The following is a 26,313-nucleotide window of genomic DNA, read 5'->3' on the forward strand; positions in this document are numbered from 1 at the left end:
CCCTCAGGCAAAGTCGGGCCGGTAGCTTTTTGTGCGCCTTGGACGTCGTTGTTTCTGTTTGGCAAGAAGACCTGCCCTGACAATTGGCAGTGCGCCAGCATGTGTCGGTTGTGTCGTCACAGCTTTGGGTTTGACCGCGATCGGCTTGGCGCGTCGGATCGTGTCGATGGCAGTCGAGATAACGGTGTCGTTGTTGCAAAGCTGGGCATGAGAGCTGCGAACGTAGTGCGGTGTGACATCACCCATCTCAGCAGAGGCGCAGGCGACAACACCGTCACCATCGTCGGTCATGTCATAGTGAAAGCCATGCTGTCCGGCGCGTGCTGCAACAGTTGTGCTATGTCCGGTGCCGATAATCTGATGAAAGCGTTCATCAGGTGATGGGAGCGCGATCATCGCCTTGTTGGCCTGCGCAAGCTTTGCCGCGCAGGGCTGGATAACCCCAGCGGGCCACGATGCGGTGTCCATGACCAAAGCTGGAAGCATCGCCAGCAGCCCGGGGAAATCGCGCAGATAGTCTTGAACCAATGCGCGCGCATCATGCACCTTGTCAATCCGCGCCAGGGTGGCCAGCGTCGGATGGCTCAGGTCGAACATCCGAAGCGGTGCGTATGACCCATGATTTGGCGTGCCAATGGTGATGACTTTGGCGATGACGCTGCCGTCGGGATCGGCCGCCGCCATTTGCCGCGCAACCAATCCACCCATTGAATGACAAACCAGTGTGACGTTGCGCTGTCCCTGCTCTCGCAGTTGGGCGATCAACGCAGTGCCAGTCAGATCCGGTGACTGCCGCCAATCATACGGCAGAAAGTCAGCGTCCAAGTCTGCAAGGCGAAGCCGCATCAGGAGCTGCGCATAAGATACAGACAGCGCACCTGTCGCTTTAACGGGTGCGGGCCATTTCAGGTCGGCAATGCCACCTGCCGCAATATGTGCGGGATGCAACCAAGCTGACTTAAGCGCACTGTCCGACCCTACGCTAAGCCGCGACCCCATCATGCCGGGTAAGACCAGTACTTTGCCGCTGCACATGTTGTTCTTCAGTATTGCCGGGCTGCATAGTGCGGCATTGGTGCGGCAGTCGCCCGCCATACGCGACAGCAGGTCCGTCGCCCAGTGAATTGCATTTCGGGCCAGCGGCGGTTGCGCTGCCCATGTGATTGATGCTGTGGTCATCGTCCTATCCCCCGATTACTAGACGCAATCAAAGGGATAGGATTTCGGGTTAGTGCAGTGTGAGTGAGATCAGTGTGAAGGTTTCATTCACGTTTTTTCACGCATTGGGTTCGCCGCCCATTGCCCCAGTGCGCGGAGGCTTGGTGTTGCAGACCGGCGGTGCACGGTAAGCACCTGACCGTGCTGTATTTTTTGCCGCTTTGAACGGATCTTCCGGGTCTGTTTCTGGCAGAATTTCAAACCCGTGCATCTGGTCGTGACCAGATGCGATATTGCCGACCATCAAACGGCTTGCCGCCGCTGCCGCAGCACTCGTTCCCACGATCCGCGCGCCAGAACCTGACAGAACCCCAATTGATGGCAACCCTGCGCGGAACGCGCCCTGATCGGACACCGCCGAAATGATTGGGACTTCGGGACCCATCAGAACCTCGCCGTTTGGCATGGTTGCCAGTGCACTGCTGCCGCTATAGCTGGATGGGGCATTGGTTGTTTGCACGTATCCAGCAACGCGCACAGTTGATGCTGATGTGCCGATCCCGTTGATACACCCATATCCGCGAATGGGCGGAAGCGGGGCGTCCATATCCGCAAATGGCCGTTGGGGTGTGGGCATGCGATTATGCATCGTCAAACGGCTTTGCTGACCACCCGTCCCCAGTTGGGTTGGATCATCGTCACGCTGGACCCAGATATCCAACGCCTGCGAACCACTCAGCGGCGTATCGGCGGTGTCGATCGCGATGGTCCATGTGCCGACAGGCGTTCGCCTGCGCTGCGCTGGGCTCGGTACCGTCGGAACAAGGGCGATCATAACGCGCCACCGGTTGTTTTGATGTTTGTCCGCAGACAACTGACCGATGTTTTCACCGCCAAGTTCCAGTTCGATAAAGCGGCGCGGATCGCCGCCAGAAAGGGCGGGATCAGCGGCCACCTCAATTGTTCCGGGTTGATCTAGGGTGACGCCTGGTGGGGGCGTCACTGTCACAATCCAATTTTCAGGATCAACCCCAAAAGGCAGCCACATTTCAAGATAGCTGGACGTGCGGTCATCAGGTTTGACCTTCCAGCCAAAGTTGATTTTCCCGGCATCGGTGTCGGTTTCCATGAATCTTGCATGCATATCGTTGGCAAAGTTATTGCCCGTCGGCATCACCAGCTCTGTGATCGCGGGGATGGCTTTCCGCGCGGCAAGCAGGTCCTCAACCGCGATTTCAAAGCTTGATCCGCCGTCATGTCGGTTCGCGCTCCAGCCATAGCTAAAGTTTAGGATCAGTGGGATTTCCGGAACATCGTAATGGGCCGCGATAGCGCGCGCGCGATGAAAGATGTATTCAATCGCGCTCAGCATCATCATCTCTTTGCCGATGCCAGAGGTATCCCAAGCAATCGTATTGGGCAGTTGTACCGCCAAGATCTGGACGTCATCCGGCAAGGCGTCAGCCCCAACATAGCAATCATTGCCCGCTGCGATGCCGGCGATATGACCACCGTGGGTCGCATGGTGGTTCAGGACAGTGCCAAGCTCGGGCAACTTGCGATCAATGGCCCCGCTAGCACGGTACATGGCCATTTCATCTTTGCCATATGTGGCGCGCAGCCCGTTGATTTCGGTGTTGGTGACCTCGCGCCCGAATGGAACAGCGGCCCTTTCTTCGGCGCGCGCGGCTTGCAGCCAGCAGAGGTTAATCCTGCTTTCGCCCGCACTATCCAGAAAGGCCCGATGCACAAAAGGAATGCCGTCATCAATAACGCCGATGATTGCCTGTGGTGGCTGGGCTGGTGGGGTCCATCCTTCCAGCACGTCTTCGGGGTCATAGCGGTCAGGCCATGTCTTGGGATTGATTGGCATGTTCACACGAAACCGAGGGCCATCCAATTCGCGTAGCACTTTGGATATCTTGGTATCCTGCGTATCCTGATTGGCGATGTCAGCGGCGCCACTCTCATCAAAGAATGCGAAAGGGGTCACCCGCGGGTTGTTTGACCACAAAGGCGGTACACGAATATCGATGCCCGGTTTTGTCTCGAGCATCCCGGGGCCTTCCATCAACGCAGAGAAGTGGAAAGACTCGGTCGCATCCCTGATGGCCGGAAATGCAAACGGCAAACCCAACTCTGGCGCATAGATCCACCGTTCATAGGGTCCGGCGTAGCGGTCAATTCTCTCGGTCGGAGCACGGGGTTGAAACATGGCTCAAACCCCCTGCGCTTCGGCAAGTGCCTGGGCGTAGAGCCATGTGAATGAGGGCTTTTGACCAAGATTATGCGTTTCGTCGTCGGACGTCAGGCCCGCTTGTGTTGCGATCGCGGCGTCACGGAAATCGACGTCAAAGAAATCAACATCATTTGCCGCAAGGCGCATGTTTTGCATAGGCGCAGCTACGCCAGAAAGATTGAGCACGGTCTGCCCAACCACCCGGCCAAGCGCAGCGCCCGCCCAACTGTCTATAGGATAGTGCACACCGGCCACGGTCCTGTTCACTGCAATGCGTTCTGCCAATCCACGCAGGGCCGCGATCCGTTCCGCGCCGTCTGCCAAAGTGCCCCAATCCGTGATCAATTTCTCAAGAACGGTCAGCACAGCGTAGGCTTCCGTGGCATGGGCCGACGGAAAGCTGCCATGCCCTGGCGTCGGGATCATCGGCATCACCCGCGCATCAAGCTGATCGGGGCGCCGGATTGCCAAATGTTGTTTCATGATCATGGCGGTGTGGGCCGCGGCCACTTGCGTGGCGGTGATGAGTTCAAAGGTCTTACTGTGGTGGGCGTCATGCAGGCCAAGGATCATCGCAAAATATGGCGTTGGAAAGCCTAACTGAGATGTAATCTCGGCGCTGCGTTCGGCGCGCAAGCTGGCGTATTCTGCCACCAGATCGCATTGCGATCGCAAAAGCGGGTTGTCAGGCCGTTCAATTGTCAAGTTTGGCTTGTCGTCAAACGCCAAAGTGACTTGCGCAGGCGTATCCTCGTCTTCGTTCTTGTCCACGGGCTGCGCTGAAATGCGCGACAAAAACTCACTGACATAGAGCGATCCGCGTACCCAGGTTGCAAGACCATTCAGGTTCTCAGCGCTTGAGAATGGTAATTCCTTGCCTGTTGGCATGGCACCACCTTCGGTGAGGTGTCGTAGTCCTTCTGCCGTCGTTTGTAAGCCATGCGTCGTGGTCGGGTCGTGCCCACCGGGGTCTTGGGCACCCAAGAAACCGCCTAATCCGGTAAAGTTTGTGCCGCCTCCGAAACCGCCAAACCCGCCAAATCCTCCGAAACCACCGAAGCCGCCGAAGCCGCCAAATCCGCCATATTGTGCCATTCCAAATTTCCCTTATCGTTAAATGCTATGTGATGCCTGCTTCTGAAAGTGCCTCAATGACCAACAATCCGGTTTTGTTCTCGGACGATGGATGTGTGTTGCGATACTCGGACAGGCGAAACTCTGGGAACCTGCGCTGCAGATCCTGTGCCGTTGCGCGTGCTTCGGTTCCGCGATCAAGTGCGTGCAGCGCCGCTATTCTGGCGCGCAAGGTTGAAATGTGCCGGTCATTCGCCGCAATTGACTTATCGGCGAGTTGCAGTGCCCTTTCAAAGTCCCCGGCGGCCAGATGGGCCGAGGCCGCAAGACTATCGAAATAGTACCCGAACGGATCGATCGGCGACAGCCGCCGTGCTGTCTGGGTCGCGCGGATTGCGGATTGCCCTTCGTCACGAAATGCCATCAACGATCCCCGCAACAGCCAAGACATGCTTTCATTCGGATTGATATCTTGGGCGGCGGTATAGCGCGCCTCGGCAATATCAAAGTTCTTCAGGATGTTGCCGTGCACGAACCCATCAATAGTCAGGCCAAAGCTATATTGCGGGTCCAAATCAAGCGCGCGTGCCGTACAATCCAGGGCCTTTTGCGAGTCGCCGACCCTATCAGTTGAATAGTTTTTGATGATGCTCAGAACATACCACTTGCCCAACCACGCATGCACCTGCGCGCTATAGGGCGCCCGGGCCGCCGCCTCGTCAAGAAACTGCCGCGCACGCAAAAAATCCCGCAGCGTTGGATGATGCATTGCCGTGGCACCGGCAATCAGCAGCTTGTGATCAGGTAATTGAGGCAGGGGGGTTTGACGCCCCATTTGCAATGCGCTTTCTGCGATTGACCGCCCGGCCGTCTGGACGATGTTTACCAGCCAATCCATGACCTGATCGGCAAACTGACTTTCAGGACAGCAAAGGTTGCGGTTCCACAAAAGTGTGCCGGTCTTGGTGTCGATAAAATCGACATCGGCAATCCACTCATTCCCATGACGGCGCATTGATCCCGTGATCAGATAATCAATGCCAAGCGTATCGCGCACGCCCTTTACGTCCACGAATTTTTGCGACATCTCGCGGCCGGACAGATGCGAGATGACAGAAATGAGTGAGGAGCGCGACATCATGCGGCACGCTTCTTCGGCAACCCAATCGGCCGCAATGGCGAGTTCTGGCGCACTGCCCGGTGGGACAGTAAGTGGTAACGCACAGACCCGCGGCTGCACACGTTTTGGACCACGCGACTGGGACAGATGGCATAGTGCTGCAACGGTCGATGGATCAGCCCGGATTGTGTCGCGCCAGGCCACAAAGGCAGCTTCATGCACGTTCAGATCGGCCAAAAACGGACCGTCCGATGGATGACCGAGGACACGGATGCGCGTCAGGTCGACCTCAATCTCGGTTGTTGTGACGTTTAAGACATCATCAAAGTTTGGGCCGATGCGCTTACGCAAATCTGACAGCGCGCGGCGCAGGTTTTGGTGACCGCTTTCATAATCGGCCAAACCCCAAAGTGTTTCCTGCAGATAGGCGCGGGTGCGCCGGCCCAGCGGCGCGGTGACCAGCAACGCAAACAGGGCGCGATGCTTCGCGCCCGTTACCTCGGTGCGAGGTGTCTGCGTAGTGCGCAGAACGCACGTACCAAACAATGCGATTTCGAAGTCGACGGGCACCCCCACCCTCCTGTTGTCCCAGGGTCAGCTTACGCGCGGTCACTTCTTTAAAACAACTGTTTCACACTGAATTCACGCTCTGCATATCGGTGGACAAGCTAGGGTCGGAGCATAACGCCGACAAAACGGACCTGCTATGAACGACACGACACCTCCGCTCCTTATCAAAGATGTCATGGATTTTTATGCCAGATGGCCAGAGATTCGACCGCGGATTCTTGCTATTGAAGAGAACTCAATCATGACAGAAAGTGATGTCGATATTCTAAATTGGTTGGTGACAGTGGTTGACATGGTCGGGCCAGCGGACATCGACGGTTCGACGCAAAACTAAAGACCGCCCGCGTTGCATTGGCTGGTTATGGATGCACCCAAGAACAACCTGCCACGACATTCGCATTTGTTGCCTGTCGCAAATACCTGCCTGGACTGGCTTCTATGACGAGTCACGAATTGGCGGCACATCATATATCTTAAGCTATTGATAAATATAGACTTGCTTCACATCCGAGTCAGTCTAGGTTCCACTATGGCCATAAAGATTTGCCACTCAATTATCGCTCATCTGTTCAGAGGACAAAAAAAGGACCGGCTTCCGCCGGTCCATTTATCACCAATGAATCCTAACTCATCGATATTCTGACGGAAGGTAGCGTCTTTCATAAATTCGACTAAGGTTTTCCGGCAACGGCATGGGGAACACACCAAGCCGTTCCAAGCGCTTTGCAACGTGGTTTGCCTGAATTCCCTCGTCATGCGCCAATCTTCCTAAGGTTTCATAACGCCTCAGAAAACGATTTAGTTCGTGCCGATGGAACAGGCGCATTTGTCTCCGATTCCAGTGGTGGCGATCATTCTGGTACTTGAGTATTCCTTCTTTCGTCAACCATGCCATTGTGCTGGTATTCACGCGAAGAACACGGCGCGCCTTATCGCTGGTCAGATCGCTTGGAGGTTCGGCTGAAAGGGCGTTCAAGACGTCTGCGCGGCGCACAACAAGACTACGCAAACCGTTGACACCTTCAAGTCGTCCAACCCACGGCAACTTTCTGTCGCGGACCAGTTTGAAGACGGTCAGGGCATCACATTGGCACTTTGACTGAATTCGGTAAACTTCACCCATGCTCCCATCTGTTGAGTCGATCTCTTCAGTACCCTCCAAAAAGGACTCACGGAGGCGATCGATGTCGTCTGGATCAAATCGATCAACGTGACCGGGAAGAGAAATAAAGGGAACGATCCAGCCTTCGCTCTCAATTTTTTGGAACATTGGGAAGCTCACGCCAAGTCGACTTGCGGCGCGCTTAACATTTAGGCTGGCTCCGTACCGCTCCAACCAGGGATCCCAGTCTTCACTAGAAACCCAAAGGTTCCGATCCGGCGGCGGAAGATGCTCGACCGCGCCCGTATCGCGAATGGCTTGCAGTACACCACGCATCCGCACCCATGATGTGTTAGTTTTTTCAGCTGCCGTCACCAGCGAATGAAGTCTCCGTTTCTTAACAACCCGACCAACGACCTCGTCACCAGCAGCAAGGGGGTAGTGGTGTTCGACATACTCCTGGACTTGATCCTTCAACTCCAGGGTGTTCGGCAAATCATCAAGTCGTTCCACAAACCGGGCAAACGGCCTAAAATCCGTATAAAAGCCTGATCCACGGAAGCTACTACGATCCTGCACCTTTTGCATTGCAGGCCACATCGATTTTGGTCCTTGAGATAGCGCTTTGAAGCCAAGTTCTGCCGCCGATGCAAGGAATTCAGGAGAATTTTGGTCTGACCTCCGCTCGGCTCTATTCTTCAGCACTATTCCCAATGTCTGACAAGCTTGGGCGGCGACACGTAACTCTAGTCCAGCGAGCCAGCGGTTCCGTCTGCGTTTCTCCTTGCAAACGCGGCTAATCATATAGAGTTCAAAATTCCTGGTTGAAGCCAATCTAGGGTTTTTGGCGGCCTGCTCCACCAGATCGGCATTGTCGCGAACTCTACCTACAAAATCGTATTTGCAACGTCCTCGTTTGACTGGTGGGAGTTGTGTGAGCATCACCTTGTGATGGTGGCAGCTTCGCACATGTCGAAGCTGCCACCACACGCGCGCACCGGACAGCAACCTACCGGTTGTACCGCATCGTGCTTCCTCAATGCAGCGAGTGCAGATACTCATCTCATGATTATTGATGACTTTTGATCCGAGAATTTCGCGATTAAGGCACTTGTTTCCGTCGTCGTCTAACCTGACTGCATGGCGGAGTAGCAAGTCTGGGTCGACGTTCGATATTTTGCCAAGTTGTCGGATCGTTTCTGTATCACCGGTAAAAAAGCGGCTCCAATCTAGTCCCATATCGTGGACCAAATCTTGGACGCGACTGATACCATTACGCTCTGCCAATCTAGATGCCCATGATGTCGCCGATTCAAATGGCGACGGTTGAACTGTCAGTGAAAGCCGCATTATCGCAACCTCCCAATAGTAGAGGCCAGGTTCAGGATATCAGCATCTGATTGTTCAAGCAGTTTTCGAGCATCTATTGATCGCCAGTCAGGCACAACAAACGGATTGTAGTGATCCCGGCATCCCGCCCGTCGCTCAAATGCTCGTCGAAAGGACTCAAGATTGAGTTTCTGCTGCCCAGCCAGCAGGGTCTCCTCAAGTGCCATGATAGTAATTTCAATGCTCAGGCCTAACTCATCTGCAGCTGCGTGGATTAAGCGAGCAACGAACTCATTCTCAGCTATTGATGAACAGGTCGCAACACCGGCAGCATCAGCATACTGATGAATGATACTTCGAACGCCACCCGTGTGCGTCGCGGCCGAAATTGGAGCAAATTCAATCGGTAGCAAACGTCGGCTGAGCTGCGGATCGAGATTGACAAGTGTTCGCAGGTCACTGGTACCAGATAGCACAAGACCTACAGGCCAATCCGGCTGTTGGAGAAGAGATTTTAGCGTATTGATTACCGCCCGAGCCTCTGACGTTGAACGGGTAACGTACAAGTGCTGTACCTCGTCGAGGTGCAAAAACAGAACCTGGCGTTCGCGGAGGTGGTGTTGAACGAGTCCCCAAATTATCGTGCCCGGCTTGTCCCGGTCCAATGGATAGCCCAAGGCATGCAGACAACCGTGACCCACAGATTTTAACGTGGCCGGTGATGGCACCGTGAAACTTATCACGTCAGCTCTGGTCTTGCCCGGACATGACAATTGAAGGTCCGCGTGTTTGGCAAATAATCTCTCAATGGCAGTGCTTTTGCCGGAACCAGTGTTGCCAACCACCAAAATACCGCGCGACTCAGAGACTCGACCGGCGTCCATGTCGGCTCGCCGCCGATATAACAACAAGTCGAATTGCTGCGACAAATGTTGGTAGCGGTCATGTGCAACGAAACGTGCGGAAAGTTCCGAGATGACGCGCCCTACAGATCGGGCGCGCTCGGCGAAATGTATCACTTCAGTCATTTTCTAATCTCCAGTCATCGCTAGGCTGATCTGGATCGCTTGGGCCGTCAGAGGCGGGGTCTCCTGAATGTTCACTGTCCGACGCAATTTCGCCCGCTGGGCGGATGACCGTTCCTAATCCATCATGTGTGATCTCAGGACGTTCTGGGTCGCGATCAGATTGCCATGACTTACCCCGGAAAGTGGTTTCCTCAAGCGTTTTGATTAACTCAGGCGTGACCGCCAATGAGTCCGGAAGCAACTGATCAATACGTTTTGAAACCCTAGCTTGGATTGCTGAAATTGCCTGCGCGCGAACCTCGCGGGACAGCTCAGATCGCGCCCGATTGTGTTTGCTGATCTCACTGACAGCATCCCGCCAACTCTGAATGGTTACGCCGTCCAAATCGCCAGAAACGGCTGGAGCATCATGCCACTTCCCATCGATAAGAACGGCGATCCCGCCAATGTCATCTGGATCGATCCGGACTCTGAACTTCCTTTGGGTCGTGTGCAGGAGACAGTTTTGCAACTCAGGGCTGGAGTAGTGATTGCTGAAGAGCTTAAGCCCGCGACCGCTCAACGTGCTTTCCGTCTCAACACCAAGTGCAGCCCGCCTGGTAAGCTTATCAGGTGGTTCTGGGACAAATCTTTCATTGGCGAGCTGTTTCCAGCGCTCAGCGGGTGTTTGGCCACCTAACCCAGCGTGCGGCGCGTTATGATACACATCTACAATCCAAGTTATGACAATCCTTAACAGATCTTCATCGTCGAGGACTGTACGCGCTTTGCTATCATAGTTGCCGCATGCGTCGACGCTGCTGAATGTTTGGCCGGTCAAAAGTGGCATGAGCTGGGTAGACATGGTGCCAAAAAACCGCTCAATCGTTGCGCGCAACTCAGGGATACCTACCGGCGGAAATTGCAAATTTCCGTTGAGATCAGTTACCGCTGAGTGAAAGTCTGTTGACTGGAATGATGAGCCACTATCGGCCGCAATGGTTCCCAGACCCCCAAAGAATGGCCATAGCGAATGTGCCCCAACATCTTTCGCTAGTTCGGATTTATCCTGAACGACCATGCTAAGGAGCCTGACCGCTTCACGTGATGACGGATTTGATGCAATTCGGATGCCGACAATACAGCGTGTCGAAACATCTATTGCCGCACAGATCCATCGACGTCCCGAAGGCAATTTCTCGCGGATTTCTGGCGGTAGATGATCAAATATACCAAGTTTCATAAACCAGGTGCGGACGTCTGCCTTCCAGTCGTCGAATTCCACGCGTTGCATGGGATATAGTTTTTGTAGACCTCCACCAGAAATCGCAAACAGTGCCCGTGCTTTGTCAGGAGTTAGGCGGTGGCAGGCAACAAAGAACGGATCTAATCGGCCAATCCGCCGAAAGACTGTACGCTTGCTGAAACTGCGCAAGGGACGCAATCCCTCAGATTTTCGACGCGCGTTTTCCTTGTTAAAACGGTCTTCTGTATGACGGAAAATGAGCGTCTTGCTGGGTTTTTCTGGTGAAGCATAACCTAGTACGCACTCACGTAGCAGAAGTTCTGCTTCATAGTCGACTTGCGTTGGGGTGCGCGGCGACCTTCCCCGCGGTACCAACGGATCTATGCGGAACCCGGCATCGCGATAACGCCGATAGTGTTTCAGCAGCGTCCGCGTTGATGGCAGGCAGCGGATTGCGACCTGCGTTCCACCTCTAGGCTTGGATACTAGGTTTTGGCGCGAGATATCGCGTGCGTTCACCTCTCGCTCAATGGCATCGCGGCTGTCGTCAACACTTTGGTTTGTGAGCGTTATTCTACCGGATTCCTTGAATTCCTTTAAAACCGTGCAAATGATATGCAACCAAGAGACATATTCCTGTCGTTCTGTTGGAAGAGCAGTCAAACAAACTGGCGATTGTTCGGTGGCTTCGATTGGTGCGTCAGCGGTCTGAAACCAGTCACGGTCATACTGCCAGTTTGAAGCATTTCGAAGCTGATCCAAGGACTCATGAGTGAAGACCTCAATTACGCCAGATCCATCTAGACGACGCAACTTAACGATATGTGCGTTGTCGCCTTCGGGCTGGTAGTGAGTCCCGTCGATTGTGACGCGATCAAAACGAGATAAGCTGAAACGAGGCGCGTTCATTTTGCTACTCCCTTTTCAACGGTTGTTTTCGCACCAATCAAGCCTAATGAAACCTTACGGAGGCTCCCAGAGTAAATGGCGCGAACGATTGCGGGATAGGATCGACTTTTCAGGTCTGACAATCGACAAAGTTGCGAGATTGTCGTTCGACCATGCAATTTGGTGCTCGCAGCAACAATTGCGTCGTCTGCGTCTTGATCTATATGTTTCATGCAGTCCACCAACTGGCTTGCATTCTCTACGTCGACCCAATCGAAGTGTCGTTCAGTAAAGAGGCGTACTTCATCGGCCAGGTGAGAAGGTGTTGATTTCGCGACCAGAGACAGCTCCTTCGCCGTCCCTTTACGTTTGGCGCGGTCCCATCTTTTGACTTGCACTGCGATACGTCTACCTGACTGAAGCGTTGTAAGGTAATCCGGCGTATGTCTGCGTTCCAGACCGTCCCCGTCCACATATGTTACCGTAAACGGCTGCTCAACGACGTCGACAACGTCAAACCTTGCTAAGGAAAGCAGCAAGAACGCCTGCTCCAAGCGGCTCTCATAACCGATTTTGGCCAAACCCCGCCGCCCAGGTAGTCTGCCGACTACGTAGCCACGAGCACTGTATCGAGATTTCGTTGAGATTTTGCGCGCCCCACGCAGTGGCGTGGGGAGCTCGATAGAGGGTAACTGGATAGAAACGTCGTCCAATTTGGCGATTTCGTTAGAGTTGGTCATATTGCGAGTCCTTTGATTTACGTTGGACGCACTTCACCGGCAGCCAAAACCGGTGAAGTGCTTGACTTTTACAGCCGGAACAAAGATCAATGGACTTGATAAGAGGGGTCCTTGATCCTTCCGGAGGGCTCAGCGTTGACGCGCTGAGCTTTCCCATTTTTGGGAAAGACTTTGGATGGGTTCGATCAACTCATGTGTTGTCCTCCGTCCGTTCATACCTTTCAGGGAACAGCTCCTCCGGCTGTAGCCCCAGTTTATTCGCGATAGCTTCCTGAACGCTGTGAGATTTTCTGTAGCCTTGGCTGACGATTGTGACCGTCGCGCTACTGCAACCGAGTTCCGCTGAAACGGCACTCAAAGAGCTGTGAACATCACGAAGGCGCTTCTTAATTTCGCTATGACGAACAAGATCAGGCAACACCACCGGCATCTAGACAGGGCCCCAGTTAGACTAAGTATGATACAGCGGGCAGTGCGCCGCGTTCCTATGCCATCAACGAATCACGGAAGCCTTACCGATGCAAGCACTGATTTCTCATATACCATTGAAATTGATGGTAAAATCTTGAAGCTAGATTAGACAGGCGCTTTCAAAATCGCTTACCATTGCCAATGGAATTTCATCGCGACGCTAGAGATTTAAGTCGAATAGACTTTCGGGTAACCTCGCTTCGGGCTCCGTCAAAGTGGATTGAGACTATCAATTACCAAACCACCGCGGGTATGTCTGGGCGAGGTTCGCACTGATGATTGGATAAGCCCAACAGGATTTGGGGCTCCTGGCGTTCAATGTGCGGGAAAACAGGTTTTGTAGGGATGAACCGCAATGAAATGCTCTGCCTTCTTCATCGCGTTTTTCGCGCTAGGCTTGCCAAGTGTAGCGCAAGCCCAAGATCGCGCGTCAATCGAAGCCAATTTCCAAGCATGGTTAGAAGATAACGTCTGGCCAAGAGCCAATTCTGCTGGTGTGAAAAGATCAACTTTTGATGCAGCTTTATCCAATGTGGATCTGAACTGGGATCTTCCCGACTTGGTAATACCCGGACAGCCTGACGAACGCCTTCAAGCCCAAGCAGAGTTTCGTGCGCCCGCGAGCTACTTTGCGCCGGGCGGCGTGACAGGTACTGCAAGTATTGGACGTCAGATGGCGTCACGTCATGCAGTAACGCTTGCTCAGATCGAGCAACAAACAGGTGTGCCGGGGCAGATAATTCTATCAATCTGGGGACGTGAAAGCAGCTTCGGCCGCGCGGCAATCCCGCATGATGCGTTTGAAATTCTCAGTACCAAAGGGTTTATGGGCAACCGCGCCGCATATTTTACGGATGAACTTATCGCTGCTCTTAGGATCTTCGATGAGGGCTTTGCCACACGTGATCAGATGAGAAGCAGTTGGGCGGGAGCGCTTGGCCAACCGCAATTTATGCCAAGCAGCTACCTTGCTTACGCAACTGATGGGGATGGCGATGGGCGCGCAGACATTTGGCAGTCCGAACGCGACACGCTGGCATCTATCGCATCCTATCTACGGCAATATGGCTGGAACGCGGGCCGGGATTGGGGTTTTGAGGTTGCCGTACCGGCCACCGTATCGTGTTCGTTGGAAGGTTTAGACAACGGTAGGCCCATTCAGCAGTGGCTTTCTATGGGTGTCACCCGCGTGTCAGGTCGCCCGTTCCCAAGTCCGGAAATTGACGAGGTTGGCTATTTGTTAATGCCTGCTGGTCGGTACGGACCTGCTTTTATAGTGACGTCGAATTTCTATGTCCTGAAGGAATATAACGAAAGCGATGTCTATGCACTCTTTGTGGGGCATGTGGGTGATCGCATCAAATTCGGCGTAGGTGGTTTCGCTGGCGGGTGGGACAGGCTGAGTGATCTGTCGCGGGTCCGCATTACTGATATGCAACGTAGGCTGGAAGAACGCGGATTTGATGTCGGCGGTGCCGACGGTCTGATAGGCAATAAAACGCGGCGATCAATAGGCCAATGGCAAGAACAGAACGGCGAACGAGCGACATGTTATCCCAGTCAGGAACTAATATCAGAGATCAGTCGTTGAAGTGCGATTACTATGGTGGTGATGTAGTTAGGACCGCGACCGACAGCGTGGTAGCTGTCGTTCGCCGCGCCCAGCACGAACGGGTAACAGGCGGGACTTTTCGGCCGTTCGTTTTTCTCACTGCGCTGATGCAGCATTTGCTCGCGCGTGCGGCATCCTTGTCGCCCCCATGCAGCACGTGTCACCAAAGCTGCCGTTCAATCGAGATATTATGGGCCAACGCCACACAATTTCAGGCGAGGACCATTAGATCTGATCTTCGATCATAATTTTGAGCCGCGCTGCATGTGCTGATCGGATGTGACGTTTTGCGGCTTCCTCGGCATCCGCATGGTTTTGGGCCGATATCGCATCCAGAATCTCGCGATGTTCTGCGATGGCTTCTGCTTTGCGTGCCTCCAGACCCAGGGTGGATCGCCCGAGCAAGGCCATCGACAGATCAAGCCCGTCAATCATTTCGACCAAATATCGGTTGCGCGCACTTTGGCACAACGTGCGGTGAAAGACTTTGTTCAGCCGCGACGCTTCTGCGGCATCGTCTTTGGCGGTGTCTTGTAGGTCCAGCAGGTCATACAAAGCGGTCAGTTCGACCTGCGACATTTGCCGCGCCGCAAGGGCGGCAGCCGTGCCCTCAAGCACCTCGCGGATTTTGTAGAGCTCTGAAATCGATTGATAATCGAGATGACGCACCACTGCGCCCTTGTTTGGCTCATGCGTCAACAAACCGTCGCTTTTCAACCTTTGGAACGCCTCGCGGACGGGCGTGCGTGACACACCAAGGCTTTCGGCGATCTCGACCTCGCGCAGCTTCTGACCCGGTTGCAGGTCTCCGCTGACAATCCGGTTGTGCAAAATCTGGTAAGCATCATCCGCTGAAATCTTCGATTTGGTCATAGGATCCACGTGATTTTCTGTTGGCCGACTGTGACACAGCTGCCGGAGTGAGAACACAAAAAAGGAATTGTATTATATTGTATACAATGTAATACAATGCGCCAAGCCAAACGTTTTCGTCCAACAGACCCGAGGAGACCCCAATGAACGTGTCAGAAGTGATGGTGCAGGCGCTGAAGGCCGCCGAAACCGGACCTGTTTTCGGCTACCCCGGTGATCCGTCCGTCGAATTCCTTGAGGCCTGTCGCAAGGGCGGTATTGATTTCGTTTTGGCACGGCGCGAAGGCACGGGCGGGTTGATGGCCGAGGCGTGGGGCATGTTGTCAGGCAAACCCGGTGTCGCGCTTTCGACCCTTGGGCCGGGATCAACCAATCTGGTCAATGCGGTCGCCAACGCCTCCCTCGACCGCACCCCGATGATTGCGATCTCGGGGCAGATTGATACCAAACGCGCCCCGACGTTTACCCATCAGGTTGTCGATCAGCACGCGATCTTTGCGCCTGTTTCGAAATACGTCGCAGACGTCGCACCGCACACGGTGGGCCATGTGATGCGCAAGGCGCTGCGCGTTGCGGCGGCCCCCCGCCCCGGTCCGGTGCATTTGTCCACACCCGCAGACCATATCGGTGCTCAGGCCAGTGATGATGCGTTTCACCTGCCACCGACAGACGTCACGCATATTGGGCTGGGTGTTGTCGGGGACCAAAACCTGAAGGCCACGGTGCAAAAGGCGCGGCGACCTCTGATCCTGTTTGGCATTTCTGCCATGCAAAGCGGCGTTGGCCCGCAGATCCTCGCGTTGGCCGAACGGATTGGGGCGGCTATTGTTGCCTCGCCCATGGCGAAAGGGACCGTCCCCGAAGATCATCCTCTCTTTGCGGGCACGCTTGATATGGCGTGCAGCGATTTGATGTGGAATTTCGTGAACGGTGCTGATCTGGTCCTTAATGTCGGCTTTGACGCGGTTGAACTGATCAAGCCTTGGACGGTGACCGCGCCGACCATCCATATCGACACGGTGCACAACACCGATCAAATCTATGCCGCGCAGACAGAGGTCATCGGCCCGCTTGCCCCTGCGCTGGACTGTCTGGCCGATATGTTGCCCCAGCAAGCCGGGTATGAAATCTCGGAGATTGCCGCCCACCGCGACGTTCTTCAGACGGCATTCGATGCCGGGCGCGTGCAGGGCATTATGAACCCATCCGATGTGATCCGCGTGGCCGCAGGCGTGGTGCAAAAGGATGCGATCGTCACCACAGATGTGGGCAGTCACAAACTGCTTGTCGGTCAAGGCTGGCATCCATCGACCCCTCGTAAGCTATTGATGACAAACGGGTTGTCGTCGATGGGGTTCTCTCTTCCCGCGGCGATTGCCGCCAAGATATATGCGCCTGATACCGAGGTTGTGTGTTTCACGGGCGATGGCGGTTTGGCGATGGTGCAATCGGAATTGCGGCTGGCGGCGTCCATGGGCTTGGGGATCAAGGTTGTGGTGTTCCTTGACCAATCCTTGAACCGGATTGAGCTGAAGCAAATGGCTCGCCAGTATGCGTCCACCGGCACCGTGATCGAAGAGACGGACACCATCAAAATGGCAGAGTCCATGGCGTGCAACGGGGTGGTTGTTGAAACGGAAACCGCCGTGTCGGACGCGCTAGCAAGTGATGCGGGCAATGTGCCTTTGGTCATCGGGGCGCGTATCAGCCCCGCACAATATGAGGCGCAATTCTGATGAGTGATTTAAGCCACATGCCAACCGGATTGTTCATCGCCAATAAAATCGTGGAAACGCAAGACCGGTTTTCTGTGGTCGACAAATTCCACCTAGGTGAAATCGCGCAGGTGAGCGCCGCGACGCCCCATGATATCGACGCCGCACTTGGTCTGGCGCAGGCCTATAGCAGCGCGGTCCCGCAGGCCTATGAGCGCGCCCAAATCCTGTTGCGCGTCCGCGATTTTGTCGCACAGCGACGCGACCAATTTCAGGCGGTGATGACAGCCGAGGCGGGCTTTCCTGTCAAAGACGCGAACGGTGAAGTCGACCGCGCCCTGCAAACACTGGCGTTGTCAGCGGAAGAAGCCAAAAGGCTGTCCGGCGAAGTGGTACCCTTTGGCGGCGCACCCACAGGAACAGAGCGGCTTGGGTTTACCGTGCCCGTTCCGTTGGGGACCGTCGTGGCGATCACCCCGTTCAATGCGCCGCTGAACACGGTGTGCCACAAAGTTGGTCCTGCCTTTGCTGCGGGAAATGCTGTTGTATTGAAACCGTCCGACAAGACACCACTGACGGCGAACCTTTTGGCGCATTGTTTTGCCGATGCGGGGGCACCTGACGGGGCGTTGGCGGTGCTGCATGGTGGCGTACCCGTCGCTCAGGCGCTTTTGCAGGACACGCGGCCGAATTTCTTTGCGTTTACCGGATCAACGGCGGCGGGTCGCTCGATTCAGGCTGCGGCCGGACTGCGCCGCACGCAGATGGAACTGGGCTCCATCGCGGCCACCATCGTGCTGGAAGATGCAGACATTCAGACGGCAGCCAAAAAATGCGCCGGATCATCGTTTCGCAAAGCGGGCCAAGTCTGCACATCCATCCAGATGCTGATGGTCGCAGAAAACGCGATGCCCGCGTTCAAGGAGGCCTATCTGGCCGAAGTGAAATCTTTGACCGTTGGCGACCCGAGCGACCCTGCGACAGATGTCGGCCCGATGATCTCGCCCGAGGCAGCGCAAACGGTTACTGCGATGATAGAAGGCCAACCCGTCCTGCATGGCGGCACCCGCGACGGCGCGGTCGTCCACCCCACGATCATTGACGCCCCCACACCAAACGCCCAAGTCCTGCGCAAGGAGATTTTCGGCCCCGTCACATGCCTAATCCCGATCACCGATCTGGACGACGCGATAACCCGTGTAAACGCCACCCCCTATGGCCTTGCGACAGGTCTGTTTACGAACGATCTGCAACGCGCAATGACCGCCGCCCTTCGGCTTGACGTCGGCGGGGTGCATATCAACGAAACCTGTTCATCGCGCGTTGATCTGATGCCTTACGGCGGCACCAAAGACAGCGGGTTTGGGCATGAAGGGCCGAAATACGCGGTGCGCGAAATGATGGAACATAAGCTGGTAACGATCTCGGGTCTGCCCCTATGAGCTTTGATGTGTTGATCGCCGGTGGCGGAAACGCGGCCCTCTGCGCGGCGATTTCAGCCGCGAAAGGCGGGGCTACTGTGTGCATCGTTGAGGCTGCCCCCAAAACGTGGCGCGGGGGAAACACGCGCCACACCCGCAACTGCCGCCTTGCCCATGATGCGGGCAACGGCATCCTCACCGGTCCGTACCCCGTTGACGAATACATGGAAGACCTGATGCGCGTGACCAAAGGCGTCACCGACGAAGAACTGGCCGCATTGACGTTAGAGCGGTCCAAGGAGGTGTGGGATTTTCTGGCCGAGAACGGCGTGCATTTTCAGCCGTCCCTAGGCGGCACCCTATCACTGGGCCGCACCAATGCGTTCTTTATGGGTGGTGGGCGGTCAATGTTGAATGCGCTTTACCGCACCGCAGAGGACTTAGGCGTCGTCGTGCACTACGACACAGCCGTGAGTGCGATCACCATCGAAGACGGGTTCTTTTTGTCCGCTGACGTGACCCATGGCTGGGACACCGACACACCTGAAACATCCACCATCGAGGCGCGATCCTTCGTGGCCGCAGCAGGCGGGTTTGAGGCCAACATCGAATGGCTGACCGAGGCCTGGGGGCCACCTGCGCAGAATTTCCTGATCCGCGGCACGCCCTACAACACAGGCGGCGTTTTGCGGCTGTTGATGGACCAAGGTGTGCAGACGACAGGTGAGCCCGATCAATGCCATGCCGTCGCCGTGGACGGACGTGCGCCCAAGTTTGACGGCGGCATCGTGACCCGTCTGGACTGTGTGCCCTTTGGTGTTGTTCTGAACGCCGATGCGCAACGATTTTATGATGAGGGTGAGGATTTCTGGCCAAAACGCTATGCGATCTGGGGCCGTCTGGTGGCCGCGCAACCCGATCAAATCGGGCATGTCATCATTGACGCCAATTCGTTCGATCTGTTCATGCCATCGGTGTTTCCGCCCGAGAAGGCCGACACCTTGGAAGAACTTGCCCAAAAAATCGGCCTTGATCCAGATGCCATGCGCGACACCATCGACACCTACAACGCCGCCTGCGTTCCGGGCGACTTTGATCACACCATTCATGATGATTGCCGCACCGAAGGGCTAGAGCCGCCAAAATCCCATTGGGCACGTCCAATCACGCAAGCCCCGTTCTACGCCTATTCCCTACGGCCCGGCATCACGTTCACCTACATGGGCGTCAAAGTGAACCGCGACGCCCGCATGGTGATGGAAGACGGCAACGTCAGCGCCAACATGTTTGCCGCAGGTGAGATCATGGCGGGCAACGTGCTGGGCCAAGGGTATTTGGCCGGAATCGGGATGACCATCGGCAGCGTGTTCGGACGCATCGCAGGCACGGAGGCCGCAAAGCATGTCAGAAATTAATCTCGCTCACCTGACCCAGATGAACCGCGATGAAGTCGCACGCCAGATGTCAGTCTGCAATGCCTGCCGCTATTGCGAAGGGCTCTGCGCGGTCTTTCCCGCGATGGAATTGCGCCGAACGTTTGAAGACGGGGACGTCGATTTCCTCTCGAACCTCTGCCACAATTGCGGGGCGTGTTATTACGATTGCCAGTACACGCCGCCCCATGAGTTCGCGATCAACGTGCCCGTGGCGATGGCGAACCTGCGCGAAGACACCTATGCAAACTACGCGTGGCCGTCCGCGGCCAAGCCTCTGTTTCACCGCAACGGTCTGGTGATTGCATTGGCCCTGATCCTCGCAATCGCGGTGTTCATCGGTGGGTTCGTCGTGGCGGCAGATCTCGCCGCGTTGTTCGCCAGCGGCACAGAGGCGGGCGCGTTCTACCGCGTGATGCCGCACAACGCGATGGTGTTGGTGTTTGGGGCTGCGTTCCTGTTCGCGATCCTGTCGATCTCTATCAGCGTGCGGCGGTTCTGGCGCGCGCCCGGACCTGTGCCTGTGACATTACGATCCCTTTGGCGGGCCATGCAGGACGCGGGCAAATTGCGCTATCTGGACGGGGGCGGCATGAGCTGCGTCAACGAAGACGAGCGCCCCGATGACAAACGCCGTTTCTATCATCACCTGACGTTCTACGGGTTTTTGCTGTGCCTTGCGTCGACCACCACGGGCACTTTGTTACACTATCTGCTCGATTGGCACGCCCCCTATCCATGGTGGACGCCTGTCAAGATTTTTGGCGTTCTGGGCGGGATTGGTCTGGTCTGGGGACCGACCGGGCTGGCACGCGAAAAACGCAACCGCGCCAAAGTGATCGCGAGCGAAGACAAGGGATTGGGCGCTGCCTTTATCTGGATCCTGTTTGCACTTGGCGCGACGGGGCTGATATTGACTGCTCTTCGATCCACTCCGGCGATGGGGATGCTGCTGGCGGTGCATTTGGGCGTGGTGTTTGCGTTCTTTGTGACCATGCCTTACGGCAAATTTGTGCACGGCCTTTACCGCTTTACTGCCCTTGTGCGCCACGCCCATGAGCAGTTTGCCGAACACGGCGACCAACCGGACCCGCCGCGCCAACCGCTGCCAAAGACGCCCGCAGAATGAATATCGGCATCCTCGGGTTTGGCGAGGCTGGCCCGCATTTCGCCTGCCACCTTGCCCAGAACGGCGCAACGGTGCGTGCGTTTGATGTGCTGTTGGACGACGACGCGACAGCACCGGACTGCCGCGCTCGCATGGCCGAGGCGGGGGTGGAATGCGCACCGTCTGCGGCGTCTTTAGCGAAGAACAGTGACCTCATCATATCCACAGTCACGGCCCAAAACGCGGTTGAGGCATGTGACAGTTTGGGGGAACTGGCCGGACAGGACGTGCTTGACCTGAACTCGGTCGGCCCTGCGACCAAGCTGCGGATCGCCGATCTGGTCGCCAGCCGTGGGGCAACCTGCACCACGGGCGTCGCGATGGACACGGTTCCCCAAAAGGGTGCGCAGGTTCCGCTGCTGCTGTCAGGCCCCGATGCGGCCCGTCTGGCGGGTGTTCTGAACGGGTTCGGTCTGAACGCCCGCTGCGTCGGGGCGGAATATGGTCTGGCGGCGCAGATCAAACTTGTCCGGTCCGTCTTTATCAAAGGGTTCGAGGCGGTCTTTACAGAGGCCAGTGCCGTGGCGCAGCCCCTTGGCGTCTGGGACGAGGTTTGCGCGTCGTTAAACGCCACCTTTCCGGGCATGGATTGGGCGCAGGTGGTGCCCTATCACGTCTCGCGCGTTCAGGCGCACGGGCGACGGCGTGAGGCAGAAATGGAAGAATGTGCTGACATGATGGATACGATGGGGTTGGACAGTGCCCTGACACGCGCCATTGCCCGCAAACACGCGTCTGTCGCGGATCAGTATGACCAAACAGAGCGCGGGACAAAAACTTGACCTTGTGCCAGCTTGCGGCAGGTGCGTGTCAGTCCGGCGGAGTTAAGGGTTAGGCTATGCTCCGTCCGCTCATAATCCACGATGACCTCCATCGTGCCACTTGGATGAGCGAGCGTGATGGGCGTAGGGCCTTTCGCAGGCAAATCTGCCAAACCGTAAGCCACAGAGCCGGGCGTCAGCACACAAGCGGCAAGACACTGCCCCCCTGTGACGGCCATGCTCGGGTGGGCATTCTGGGGCACAAAATACCGCGCCGCGATGGTTTCGCCCGCTTGCGGCGGGGCCACCAACCCAAATTTCGGTGTGACGCGCCCCATGGCATCCCCCAGCGACATCCTGACAGACGCCTTGCGCCGCACGTTTTCCATGCGGGTCATGAAGGCGGTATTCTCATCCAGCTCTTGCGCGGTTTCATAGCCTGTCAGTCCGAAACTTTGGGCCTGCGCGATCACCATCGGGACGGCCACATCAAGACAGGTGACCTTGATCCCGTCGATGACATCCATCGGCTGACCCGTTGGCAGTAGTGCACCCGTCAGGCTACCAACGGTGCCCCTGAACTGAACCAGAACGCCAGCGCTTGTGCCCGACACACCATCAATCGCGACGTCCCCGTCATAGCTGGGTGCACCGTTCGGGGTCATCACGGTTGTCGTGACCTCAGCGCCTGTGTTCGTGGCCTTGATTGTCAGCTGCGTTGTCGGCCCTGTGACCTTTGCCAGCCCCATATCCAACGCCGCCGCACCCACGCCGCAAAGGATATTGCCACAGGTCGGGGCGTAGTCGACCGTGCGGTCCATAACGTTCACTTGCGCAAAGAAGTAGTCAATGTCGATGCCCGCCGTGTCAGAGGGCGACAGGATCGCGACCTTCGTGGTCACCGAATTGCCCCCGCCGATCCCGTCAATGTTAAGCGCATTGCCCGACCCCATCAACGCCACAAGAACCGCGCTGAGCGTGTCGCGGTCTTGTGGCAAATCACGGCGACTAAAATACGCGCCTCGTGACGTCCCGCCCCGCATCATGACATATGGAATGCCCGTCTGTGTCATCGCAACGGCCACGGAAGATCAACGTAGTCCTGCAACAGCCCCGGCGGGAAATCGCGGTTCAACGATCCCGCTAGGAAGCACAGGAACGCCACGCCAGCCGCCGCCAACACTAGGGCGGCACCCCAAGACAACCCCGCCCGCACGCGCAGGAAGCTGATGGTGAAAACAACCGCCGCGATGATGAATCCGGTCAGCGCGGACAAGCCCAGCAGAAACGCCAGCCACGCAAGCGTCGGCCAAAGCGTATAGGGTGCCGTTGCATCATCGCCAAAGGCTTCGCGGTCCGCGAACACGGCGTGGGTTTCCGGTGCGCGGATCATCTGGATCACGAGCAGCAGGGTCGCGGTGACACCCACCGTGCCAATGGTCAGCGGGAATATCTTGTCGCTCAAAAGCGAGATCGTAGAGGCGTTCCAGACGGCGATGACAAGATAGCCCAGAATACAACCCGCAAAGATCAAGGGCGCACGTTTGGACCCTGATGCGACGTCGCCTTCGGGCAGGATTTGTTTGGACTGGCGGATGCCGATGACCACCGACAGGACGATCATGACGAACAGGACAATGACGATGGGCGAAAATATGTATTCGATCCCCGCCTCGAATTCACGGCGGAACTTGGACCGTGCGATCTGGTTTGCCATGTTGGTGAAATTCTCGGCCTGATAGGACAGCACAAACCCGATCAGGAACGCAGGTCGCGACCAGTCAAACCGGCGCATCATGATCCCCAGCAACCCAACCGCGAACAGCGCGACCAAATCGCCTAGGGATTGGCGCGACTGGAACGCGGCAAAGGCGATCATGATGAACAGGAAGGGGGCCAGCAGGGTAAAGCGGATCGTCGTCAGCTTGGCGATTTGACCCGAGAGCAAAATACAAAGCCCTGCGCCGAACACATTGGCCAAGGCCAAGGACCACACGATTGTATAGGTGATATCGAGATTGTTGTTGATCAGCTGAGGACCAGCGTCATAGCCCAGCAACCCCAAGCCGCCGATAAAAATCGCCATGGACCCAGATCCCGGAATCCCGAAAATCAGGGTCGGCACCAGCCCGCCTCCTTCTTTGGCGTTGTTGGAACTTTCCGGCCCGACGACTCCGCGAATGTCGCCTTTGCCAAAATTCTTGCGGTCCTTGCTGCTTTGGACCGTGTGCCCGTAGGCGATCCAATCCACGACAGACCCGCCAAGGCCGGGGATGACGCCAACGATCACACCGATCACGGAACAGCGGATCGACAGCCAGATATTGGCCCACCAGTCGCGAATACCGTCCAACCAGCCCGCCCCAAGGCGCGCGTCTTTTGCGATGGCACGATCCTGACGCAGCAACGCGATGATTTCGGGAATAGCAAAAATGCCAAGGCCAACGATCACGATCTTCAGCCCGTCTGTCAGATAGGGAATGTCATAGGTCGACATCCGCAGACTGCCGCCCGCGCCCGCCTCTCCGATGGTGCCAACCATCAGGCCCAGACAGGCCGCAGCGACGCCTTTGAGCACGACACGGCCCGCCAGAATGGCGACCATCGACAGGCCCAGAATGGTGATCATCAACATCTCAGGCAGCCCAAACGCCAGCACCAACGGACGGGCGATGAGGATGAAAAAGGTCAGTACAGCCGCGCCGAGCAACCCGCCAAACAAGGATGAAACAAAGGCCGCAGATAGCGCGCGCGCCGCGTGGCCCTTTTTGGCCAGTGGAAACCCGTCAAGCACGGTTGCCTGACTGGCGGATGATCCGGGGATGCCCATCAGCACGCTGGCAAAGGTGTCCGATGTGGGGATCACCGCGATCAGGCCCACCATCAGGGCCAAGCCGGACACAGGTTCCATCCCGTACATAAAGGGCAGCACCAGCGACAATCCGGCGATGCCCCCAAGACCGGGGAACACCCCGACCGATAGTCCCAGCATGACGCCGAGCATCAAAAACATGATTTGGTTCGGCTGTAAAATCAGCGCAAATGCCTCGGCCAAGGCCGGAAGCGCCGTTGCCAGAATATCCATTGGACGGGTCTTTCGAAAAATTTTTGGCCCCGCCCCTCGTAATAAGGGGCAGGACCGGGAGAACTTAGTTCAGCGTTACACCGTAGCGCTCGTCCAACCAGTTGATGACAAAGGCTTTGGCTTCATCGGGAACGTTTGTACCCTGTTCTAACGTCGCGCTTGCGGCGTCGCCTGTCATTTGCGGATAAACGCCCAAGCGGTCCGCAGAAATCTCTGCGAAATCGTCACGCGCCAATACGGCGTTGAACGCCTCTGTGTAGGTGCCGATTGCTGCATCTGTCGCACCTGCGGGCAGGAACACCATCTTTTGCGCTGGGAAACCTGCGATAAAGAACGCTTTCCATGCATCCCACTGATCGCCTGACGTTTCACAAGCCGGCGTTGCTTCGCAGACTTCCTTAAACGTTGGCATGTCAGGGAATGTCGGGTCGCGTACGATGTTGCCTTCGCCATCAAGCGCGCCCCAGCTCATCATCGGAACGGCTGTTCCCCCTTCAACCAACGGCGTCACACCGCTGAGGTAGGAGGACGATGTTTGATAGTCGATATTCGCTTCTCCACGCTCAAACATCAGGCGGCCATCGCCGCGACCTTTGATGCCGAAAACAGGTTCGACGCTTAACCCAAGCATTTCCCAAGCGAGCAATGGAACAAGATCCAGACGGGTCGCGCCCTGACTGCCGTAGATGAAATCTACGCCCTGCAAACCGCTGGCATCAAGACCATCCATTTGTTCGGCCAACTCTGGCGGCAGGTAGGCAACGCCGCCCGTGCCGGACGCCAGAACGACATTCCAGTCGCCGTATTCATAGCGCACACGTGGATCGCCTAGCAGATAGGGAAACTGCGTCGAACCGGATGTGCCAAAAATGACTGTACCGTCGTCAAACTGCTGTTCCTGGAACCAGTTTGCGCCCGTCGTGGACCCGGCACCTGGCATGAATTTCACAACGACTGTCGGATTGCCAGGCAGAGCCTCGGACAACAAAGGCGCATAGAAATTCGCCCATTTCGCAGAGCCGCCGGATTCCGAGAACGGAATAACGAAGTCAATCGTTTTTCCTTCAAGATCAAGGGCGTGACCATCTGCGACACCTTGCGTTGCAAAGCTGGCAACAACAGCGGTAAGTGCGCTGCACGCGACGCCGCGCGCGATTCCATTAATTTTCATGTCTTCCTCCCAGAAGTGTGGACATCTTTAGCGAAGTCCTGTTCTTTTGTGATAGCGAGGCTCCTCCCACGCTACAGCCCGGTTGTTTTACAGGAGCAACCTTTCAGAAAGCTATCGTGGAGCACATCAC

At 56.3% G+C, this 26,313-nt stretch carries 20 protein-coding genes; 7 read left to right on the plus strand and 13 right to left on the minus strand.

All coding sequences use genetic code 11. The features are described from left to right. Positions 1 to 3: 3 nt before the first annotated feature. The 4 genes from ACZ1G5_RS09515 to ACZ1G5_RS09530 form a co-directional block, all read right to left on the minus strand. Positions 4 to 1,179 (minus strand): PGAP1-like alpha/beta domain-containing protein, encoded by a 1,176-nt coding sequence (locus ACZ1G5_RS09515; RefSeq protein ID WP_472732606.1) that lies wholly within the window; start codon positions 1,177 to 1,179, stop codon positions 4 to 6. A 97-nt stretch (positions 1,180 to 1,276) separates the two neighbouring features. Further along, positions 1,277 to 3,373, minus strand: coding sequence for a S8/S53 family peptidase (locus ACZ1G5_RS09520; RefSeq protein ID WP_472732607.1), 2,097 nt, complete (start codon positions 3,371 to 3,373; stop codon positions 1,277 to 1,279). 3 nt (positions 3,374 to 3,376) lie between these two features. Beyond that, on the minus strand, positions 3,377 to 4,492 hold the full coding sequence (locus ACZ1G5_RS09525) for a phosphatase PAP2 family protein (RefSeq protein ID WP_472732608.1): 1,116 nt from the start codon (positions 4,490 to 4,492) through the stop codon (positions 3,377 to 3,379). Positions 4,493 to 4,517: 25 nt separating this feature from the next. Continuing rightward, positions 4,518 to 6,161, minus strand: coding sequence for a hypothetical protein (locus ACZ1G5_RS09530; RefSeq protein ID WP_472732609.1), 1,644 nt, complete (start codon positions 6,159 to 6,161; stop codon positions 4,518 to 4,520). A 136-nt stretch (positions 6,162 to 6,297) separates the two neighbouring features. Here ACZ1G5_RS09530 and ACZ1G5_RS09535 point away from each other — a divergent pair, with 136 nt between their 5' ends. After that, positions 6,298 to 6,495 carry a hypothetical protein gene (locus ACZ1G5_RS09535; protein ID WP_472732610.1) on the plus strand — a complete coding sequence of 66 codons (198 nt, stop codon included), beginning with the start codon at positions 6,298 to 6,300 and terminating at the stop codon, positions 6,493 to 6,495. 294 nt (positions 6,496 to 6,789) lie between these two features. Here ACZ1G5_RS09535 and ACZ1G5_RS09540 read toward each other — a convergent pair whose 3' ends face one another. From ACZ1G5_RS09540 to ACZ1G5_RS09560, 5 genes are all read right to left on the minus strand, one after another. Next, positions 6,790 to 8,613, minus strand: coding sequence for a TniQ family protein (locus ACZ1G5_RS09540; RefSeq protein WP_472732611.1), 1,824 nt, complete (start codon positions 8,611 to 8,613; stop codon positions 6,790 to 6,792). Beyond that, positions 8,613 to 9,620, minus strand: a complete 1,008-nt coding sequence (locus ACZ1G5_RS09545; RefSeq protein ID WP_472732612.1) for a TniB family NTP-binding protein — start codon at positions 9,618 to 9,620, stop codon at positions 8,613 to 8,615. The genes ACZ1G5_RS09540 and ACZ1G5_RS09545 overlap by 1 nt, the downstream gene beginning before the upstream one ends. Further along, the gene (locus ACZ1G5_RS09550) at positions 9,613 to 11,754 is read right to left on the minus strand and encodes a Mu transposase C-terminal domain-containing protein (RefSeq protein ID WP_472732613.1); all 2,142 of its coding nucleotides are present in this window, start codon (positions 11,752 to 11,754) and stop codon (positions 9,613 to 9,615) included. The genes ACZ1G5_RS09545 and ACZ1G5_RS09550 overlap by 8 nt, the downstream gene beginning before the upstream one ends. Beyond that, positions 11,751 to 12,473 carry a TnsA endonuclease N-terminal domain-containing protein gene (locus ACZ1G5_RS09555; RefSeq protein WP_472732614.1) on the minus strand — a complete coding sequence of 241 codons (723 nt, stop codon included), beginning with the start codon at positions 12,471 to 12,473 and terminating at the stop codon, positions 11,751 to 11,753. The genes ACZ1G5_RS09550 and ACZ1G5_RS09555 overlap by 4 nt, the downstream gene beginning before the upstream one ends. Positions 12,474 to 12,663: 190 nt before the next feature. Next, positions 12,664 to 12,903 (minus strand): helix-turn-helix domain-containing protein, encoded by a 240-nt coding sequence (locus tag ACZ1G5_RS09560; RefSeq protein WP_472732615.1) that lies wholly within the window; start codon positions 12,901 to 12,903, stop codon positions 12,664 to 12,666. A gap of 396 nt (positions 12,904 to 13,299) precedes the next feature. On the opposite strand from ACZ1G5_RS09560, the gene ACZ1G5_RS09565 reads away from it, so the two are divergent. Beyond that, positions 13,300 to 14,535: a lytic murein transglycosylase gene (locus ACZ1G5_RS09565; RefSeq protein ID WP_472732616.1), complete on the plus strand. Its 1,236-nt coding sequence runs from the start codon at positions 13,300 to 13,302 to the stop codon at positions 14,533 to 14,535. Between the two features lie 246 nt (positions 14,536 to 14,781). Here the strand turns inward: ACZ1G5_RS09565 and ACZ1G5_RS09570 are convergent, their stop codons facing one another. Continuing rightward, complete coding sequence (locus ACZ1G5_RS09570; RefSeq protein WP_472732617.1) at positions 14,782 to 15,429, minus strand: GntR family transcriptional regulator; 648 nt, start codon at positions 15,427 to 15,429, stop codon at positions 14,782 to 14,784. Between the two features lie 143 nt (positions 15,430 to 15,572). On the opposite strand from ACZ1G5_RS09570, the gene ACZ1G5_RS09575 reads away from it, so the two are divergent. Genes ACZ1G5_RS09575 through ACZ1G5_RS09595 form a run of 5 tightly spaced genes read left to right on the plus strand, consistent with a single transcriptional unit; the run spans position 15,573 to position 21,948 of the window. Continuing rightward, positions 15,573 to 17,165, plus strand: coding sequence for a thiamine pyrophosphate-binding protein (locus tag ACZ1G5_RS09575; protein ID WP_472732618.1), 1,593 nt, complete (start codon positions 15,573 to 15,575; stop codon positions 17,163 to 17,165). After that, positions 17,165 to 18,586 (plus strand): aldehyde dehydrogenase family protein, encoded by a 1,422-nt coding sequence (locus ACZ1G5_RS09580; protein WP_472732619.1) that lies wholly within the window; start codon positions 17,165 to 17,167, stop codon positions 18,584 to 18,586. The genes ACZ1G5_RS09575 and ACZ1G5_RS09580 overlap by 1 nt, the downstream gene beginning before the upstream one ends. Next, on the plus strand, positions 18,583 to 19,980 hold the full coding sequence (tcuA, locus tag ACZ1G5_RS09585) for an FAD-dependent tricarballylate dehydrogenase TcuA (RefSeq protein WP_472732620.1): 1,398 nt from the start codon (positions 18,583 to 18,585) through the stop codon (positions 19,978 to 19,980). The genes ACZ1G5_RS09580 and tcuA overlap by 4 nt, the downstream gene beginning before the upstream one ends. Beyond that, positions 19,967 to 21,127 carry a tricarballylate utilization 4Fe-4S protein TcuB gene (tcuB, locus tag ACZ1G5_RS09590; protein ID WP_472732621.1) on the plus strand — a complete coding sequence of 387 codons (1,161 nt, stop codon included), beginning with the start codon at positions 19,967 to 19,969 and terminating at the stop codon, positions 21,125 to 21,127. The genes tcuA and tcuB overlap by 14 nt, the downstream gene beginning before the upstream one ends. After that, positions 21,124 to 21,948 carry a DUF1932 domain-containing protein gene (locus ACZ1G5_RS09595; protein WP_472732622.1) on the plus strand — a complete coding sequence of 275 codons (825 nt, stop codon included), beginning with the start codon at positions 21,124 to 21,126 and terminating at the stop codon, positions 21,946 to 21,948. Before tcuB ends, ACZ1G5_RS09595 begins: the two co-directional genes overlap by 4 nt. On the opposite strand, the gene ACZ1G5_RS09600 is transcribed toward ACZ1G5_RS09595, so the two are convergent. The 3 genes from ACZ1G5_RS09600 to ACZ1G5_RS09610 form a co-directional block, all read right to left on the minus strand. After that, positions 21,912 to 23,000, minus strand: coding sequence for a PrpF domain-containing protein (locus ACZ1G5_RS09600; protein ID WP_472732623.1), 1,089 nt, complete (start codon positions 22,998 to 23,000; stop codon positions 21,912 to 21,914). The two genes, ACZ1G5_RS09595 and ACZ1G5_RS09600, sit on opposite strands and share 37 nt — an antisense overlap. Beyond that, a complete protein-coding gene (locus ACZ1G5_RS09605) occupies positions 22,997 to 25,012 on the minus strand; it encodes a tripartite tricarboxylate transporter permease (protein WP_472732624.1) in 2,016 nt (671 codons plus the stop codon). The genes ACZ1G5_RS09600 and ACZ1G5_RS09605 overlap by 4 nt, the downstream gene beginning before the upstream one ends. 64 nt (positions 25,013 to 25,076) lie before the next feature. Further along, positions 25,077 to 26,183, minus strand: coding sequence for a tricarboxylate transporter (locus tag ACZ1G5_RS09610; protein ID WP_472732625.1), 1,107 nt, complete (start codon positions 26,181 to 26,183; stop codon positions 25,077 to 25,079). Between the last annotated feature and the right edge of the window lie 130 nt (positions 26,184 to 26,313).

Source organism: Yoonia sp. JB2-21 (assembly GCF_055693545.1).

What these genes read in the sequence shown, in the direction of transcription:
- ACZ1G5_RS09515 (WP_472732606.1), bottom strand. Translation starts at nt 1,179, where the DNA reads ATGACCACAGCATCAATCACATGGGCAGCGCAACCGCCGCTGGCCCGA.
- ACZ1G5_RS09520 (WP_472732607.1), bottom strand. Translation starts at nt 3,373, where the DNA reads ATGTTTCAACCCCGTGCTCCGACCGAGAGAATTGACCGCTACGCCGGA.
- ACZ1G5_RS09525 (WP_472732608.1), bottom strand. Translation starts at nt 4,492, where the DNA reads ATGGCACAATATGGCGGATTTGGCGGCTTCGGCGGCTTCGGTGGTTTC.
- ACZ1G5_RS09535 (WP_472732610.1), top strand. Translation starts at nt 6,298, where the DNA reads ATGAACGACACGACACCTCCGCTCCTTATCAAAGATGTCATGGATTTT.
- ACZ1G5_RS09540 (WP_472732611.1), bottom strand. Translation starts at nt 8,613, where the DNA reads ATGCGGCTTTCACTGACAGTTCAACCGTCGCCATTTGAATCGGCGACA.
- ACZ1G5_RS09545 (WP_472732612.1), bottom strand. Translation starts at nt 9,620, where the DNA reads ATGACTGAAGTGATACATTTCGCCGAGCGCGCCCGATCTGTAGGGCGC.
- ACZ1G5_RS09550 (WP_472732613.1), bottom strand. Translation starts at nt 11,754, where the DNA reads ATGAACGCGCCTCGTTTCAGCTTATCTCGTTTTGATCGCGTCACAATC.
- ACZ1G5_RS09555 (WP_472732614.1), bottom strand. Translation starts at nt 12,473, where the DNA reads ATGACCAACTCTAACGAAATCGCCAAATTGGACGACGTTTCTATCCAG.
- ACZ1G5_RS09560 (WP_472732615.1), bottom strand. Translation starts at nt 12,903, where the DNA reads ATGCCGGTGGTGTTGCCTGATCTTGTTCGTCATAGCGAAATTAAGAAG.
- ACZ1G5_RS09565 (WP_472732616.1), top strand. Translation starts at nt 13,300, where the DNA reads ATGAAATGCTCTGCCTTCTTCATCGCGTTTTTCGCGCTAGGCTTGCCA.
- ACZ1G5_RS09570 (WP_472732617.1), bottom strand. Translation starts at nt 15,429, where the DNA reads ATGACCAAATCGAAGATTTCAGCGGATGATGCTTACCAGATTTTGCAC.
- ACZ1G5_RS09575 (WP_472732618.1), top strand. Translation starts at nt 15,573, where the DNA reads ATGAACGTGTCAGAAGTGATGGTGCAGGCGCTGAAGGCCGCCGAAACC.
- ACZ1G5_RS09580 (WP_472732619.1), top strand. Translation starts at nt 17,165, where the DNA reads ATGAGTGATTTAAGCCACATGCCAACCGGATTGTTCATCGCCAATAAA.
- tcuA (WP_472732620.1), top strand. Translation starts at nt 18,583, where the DNA reads ATGAGCTTTGATGTGTTGATCGCCGGTGGCGGAAACGCGGCCCTCTGC.
- tcuB (WP_472732621.1), top strand. Translation starts at nt 19,967, where the DNA reads ATGTCAGAAATTAATCTCGCTCACCTGACCCAGATGAACCGCGATGAA.
- ACZ1G5_RS09595 (WP_472732622.1), top strand. Translation starts at nt 21,124, where the DNA reads ATGAATATCGGCATCCTCGGGTTTGGCGAGGCTGGCCCGCATTTCGCC.
- ACZ1G5_RS09600 (WP_472732623.1), bottom strand. Translation starts at nt 23,000, where the DNA reads ATGACACAGACGGGCATTCCATATGTCATGATGCGGGGCGGGACGTCA.
- ACZ1G5_RS09605 (WP_472732624.1), bottom strand. Translation starts at nt 25,012, where the DNA reads ATGGATATTCTGGCAACGGCGCTTCCGGCCTTGGCCGAGGCATTTGCG.
- ACZ1G5_RS09610 (WP_472732625.1), bottom strand. Translation starts at nt 26,183, where the DNA reads ATGAAAATTAATGGAATCGCGCGCGGCGTCGCGTGCAGCGCACTTACC.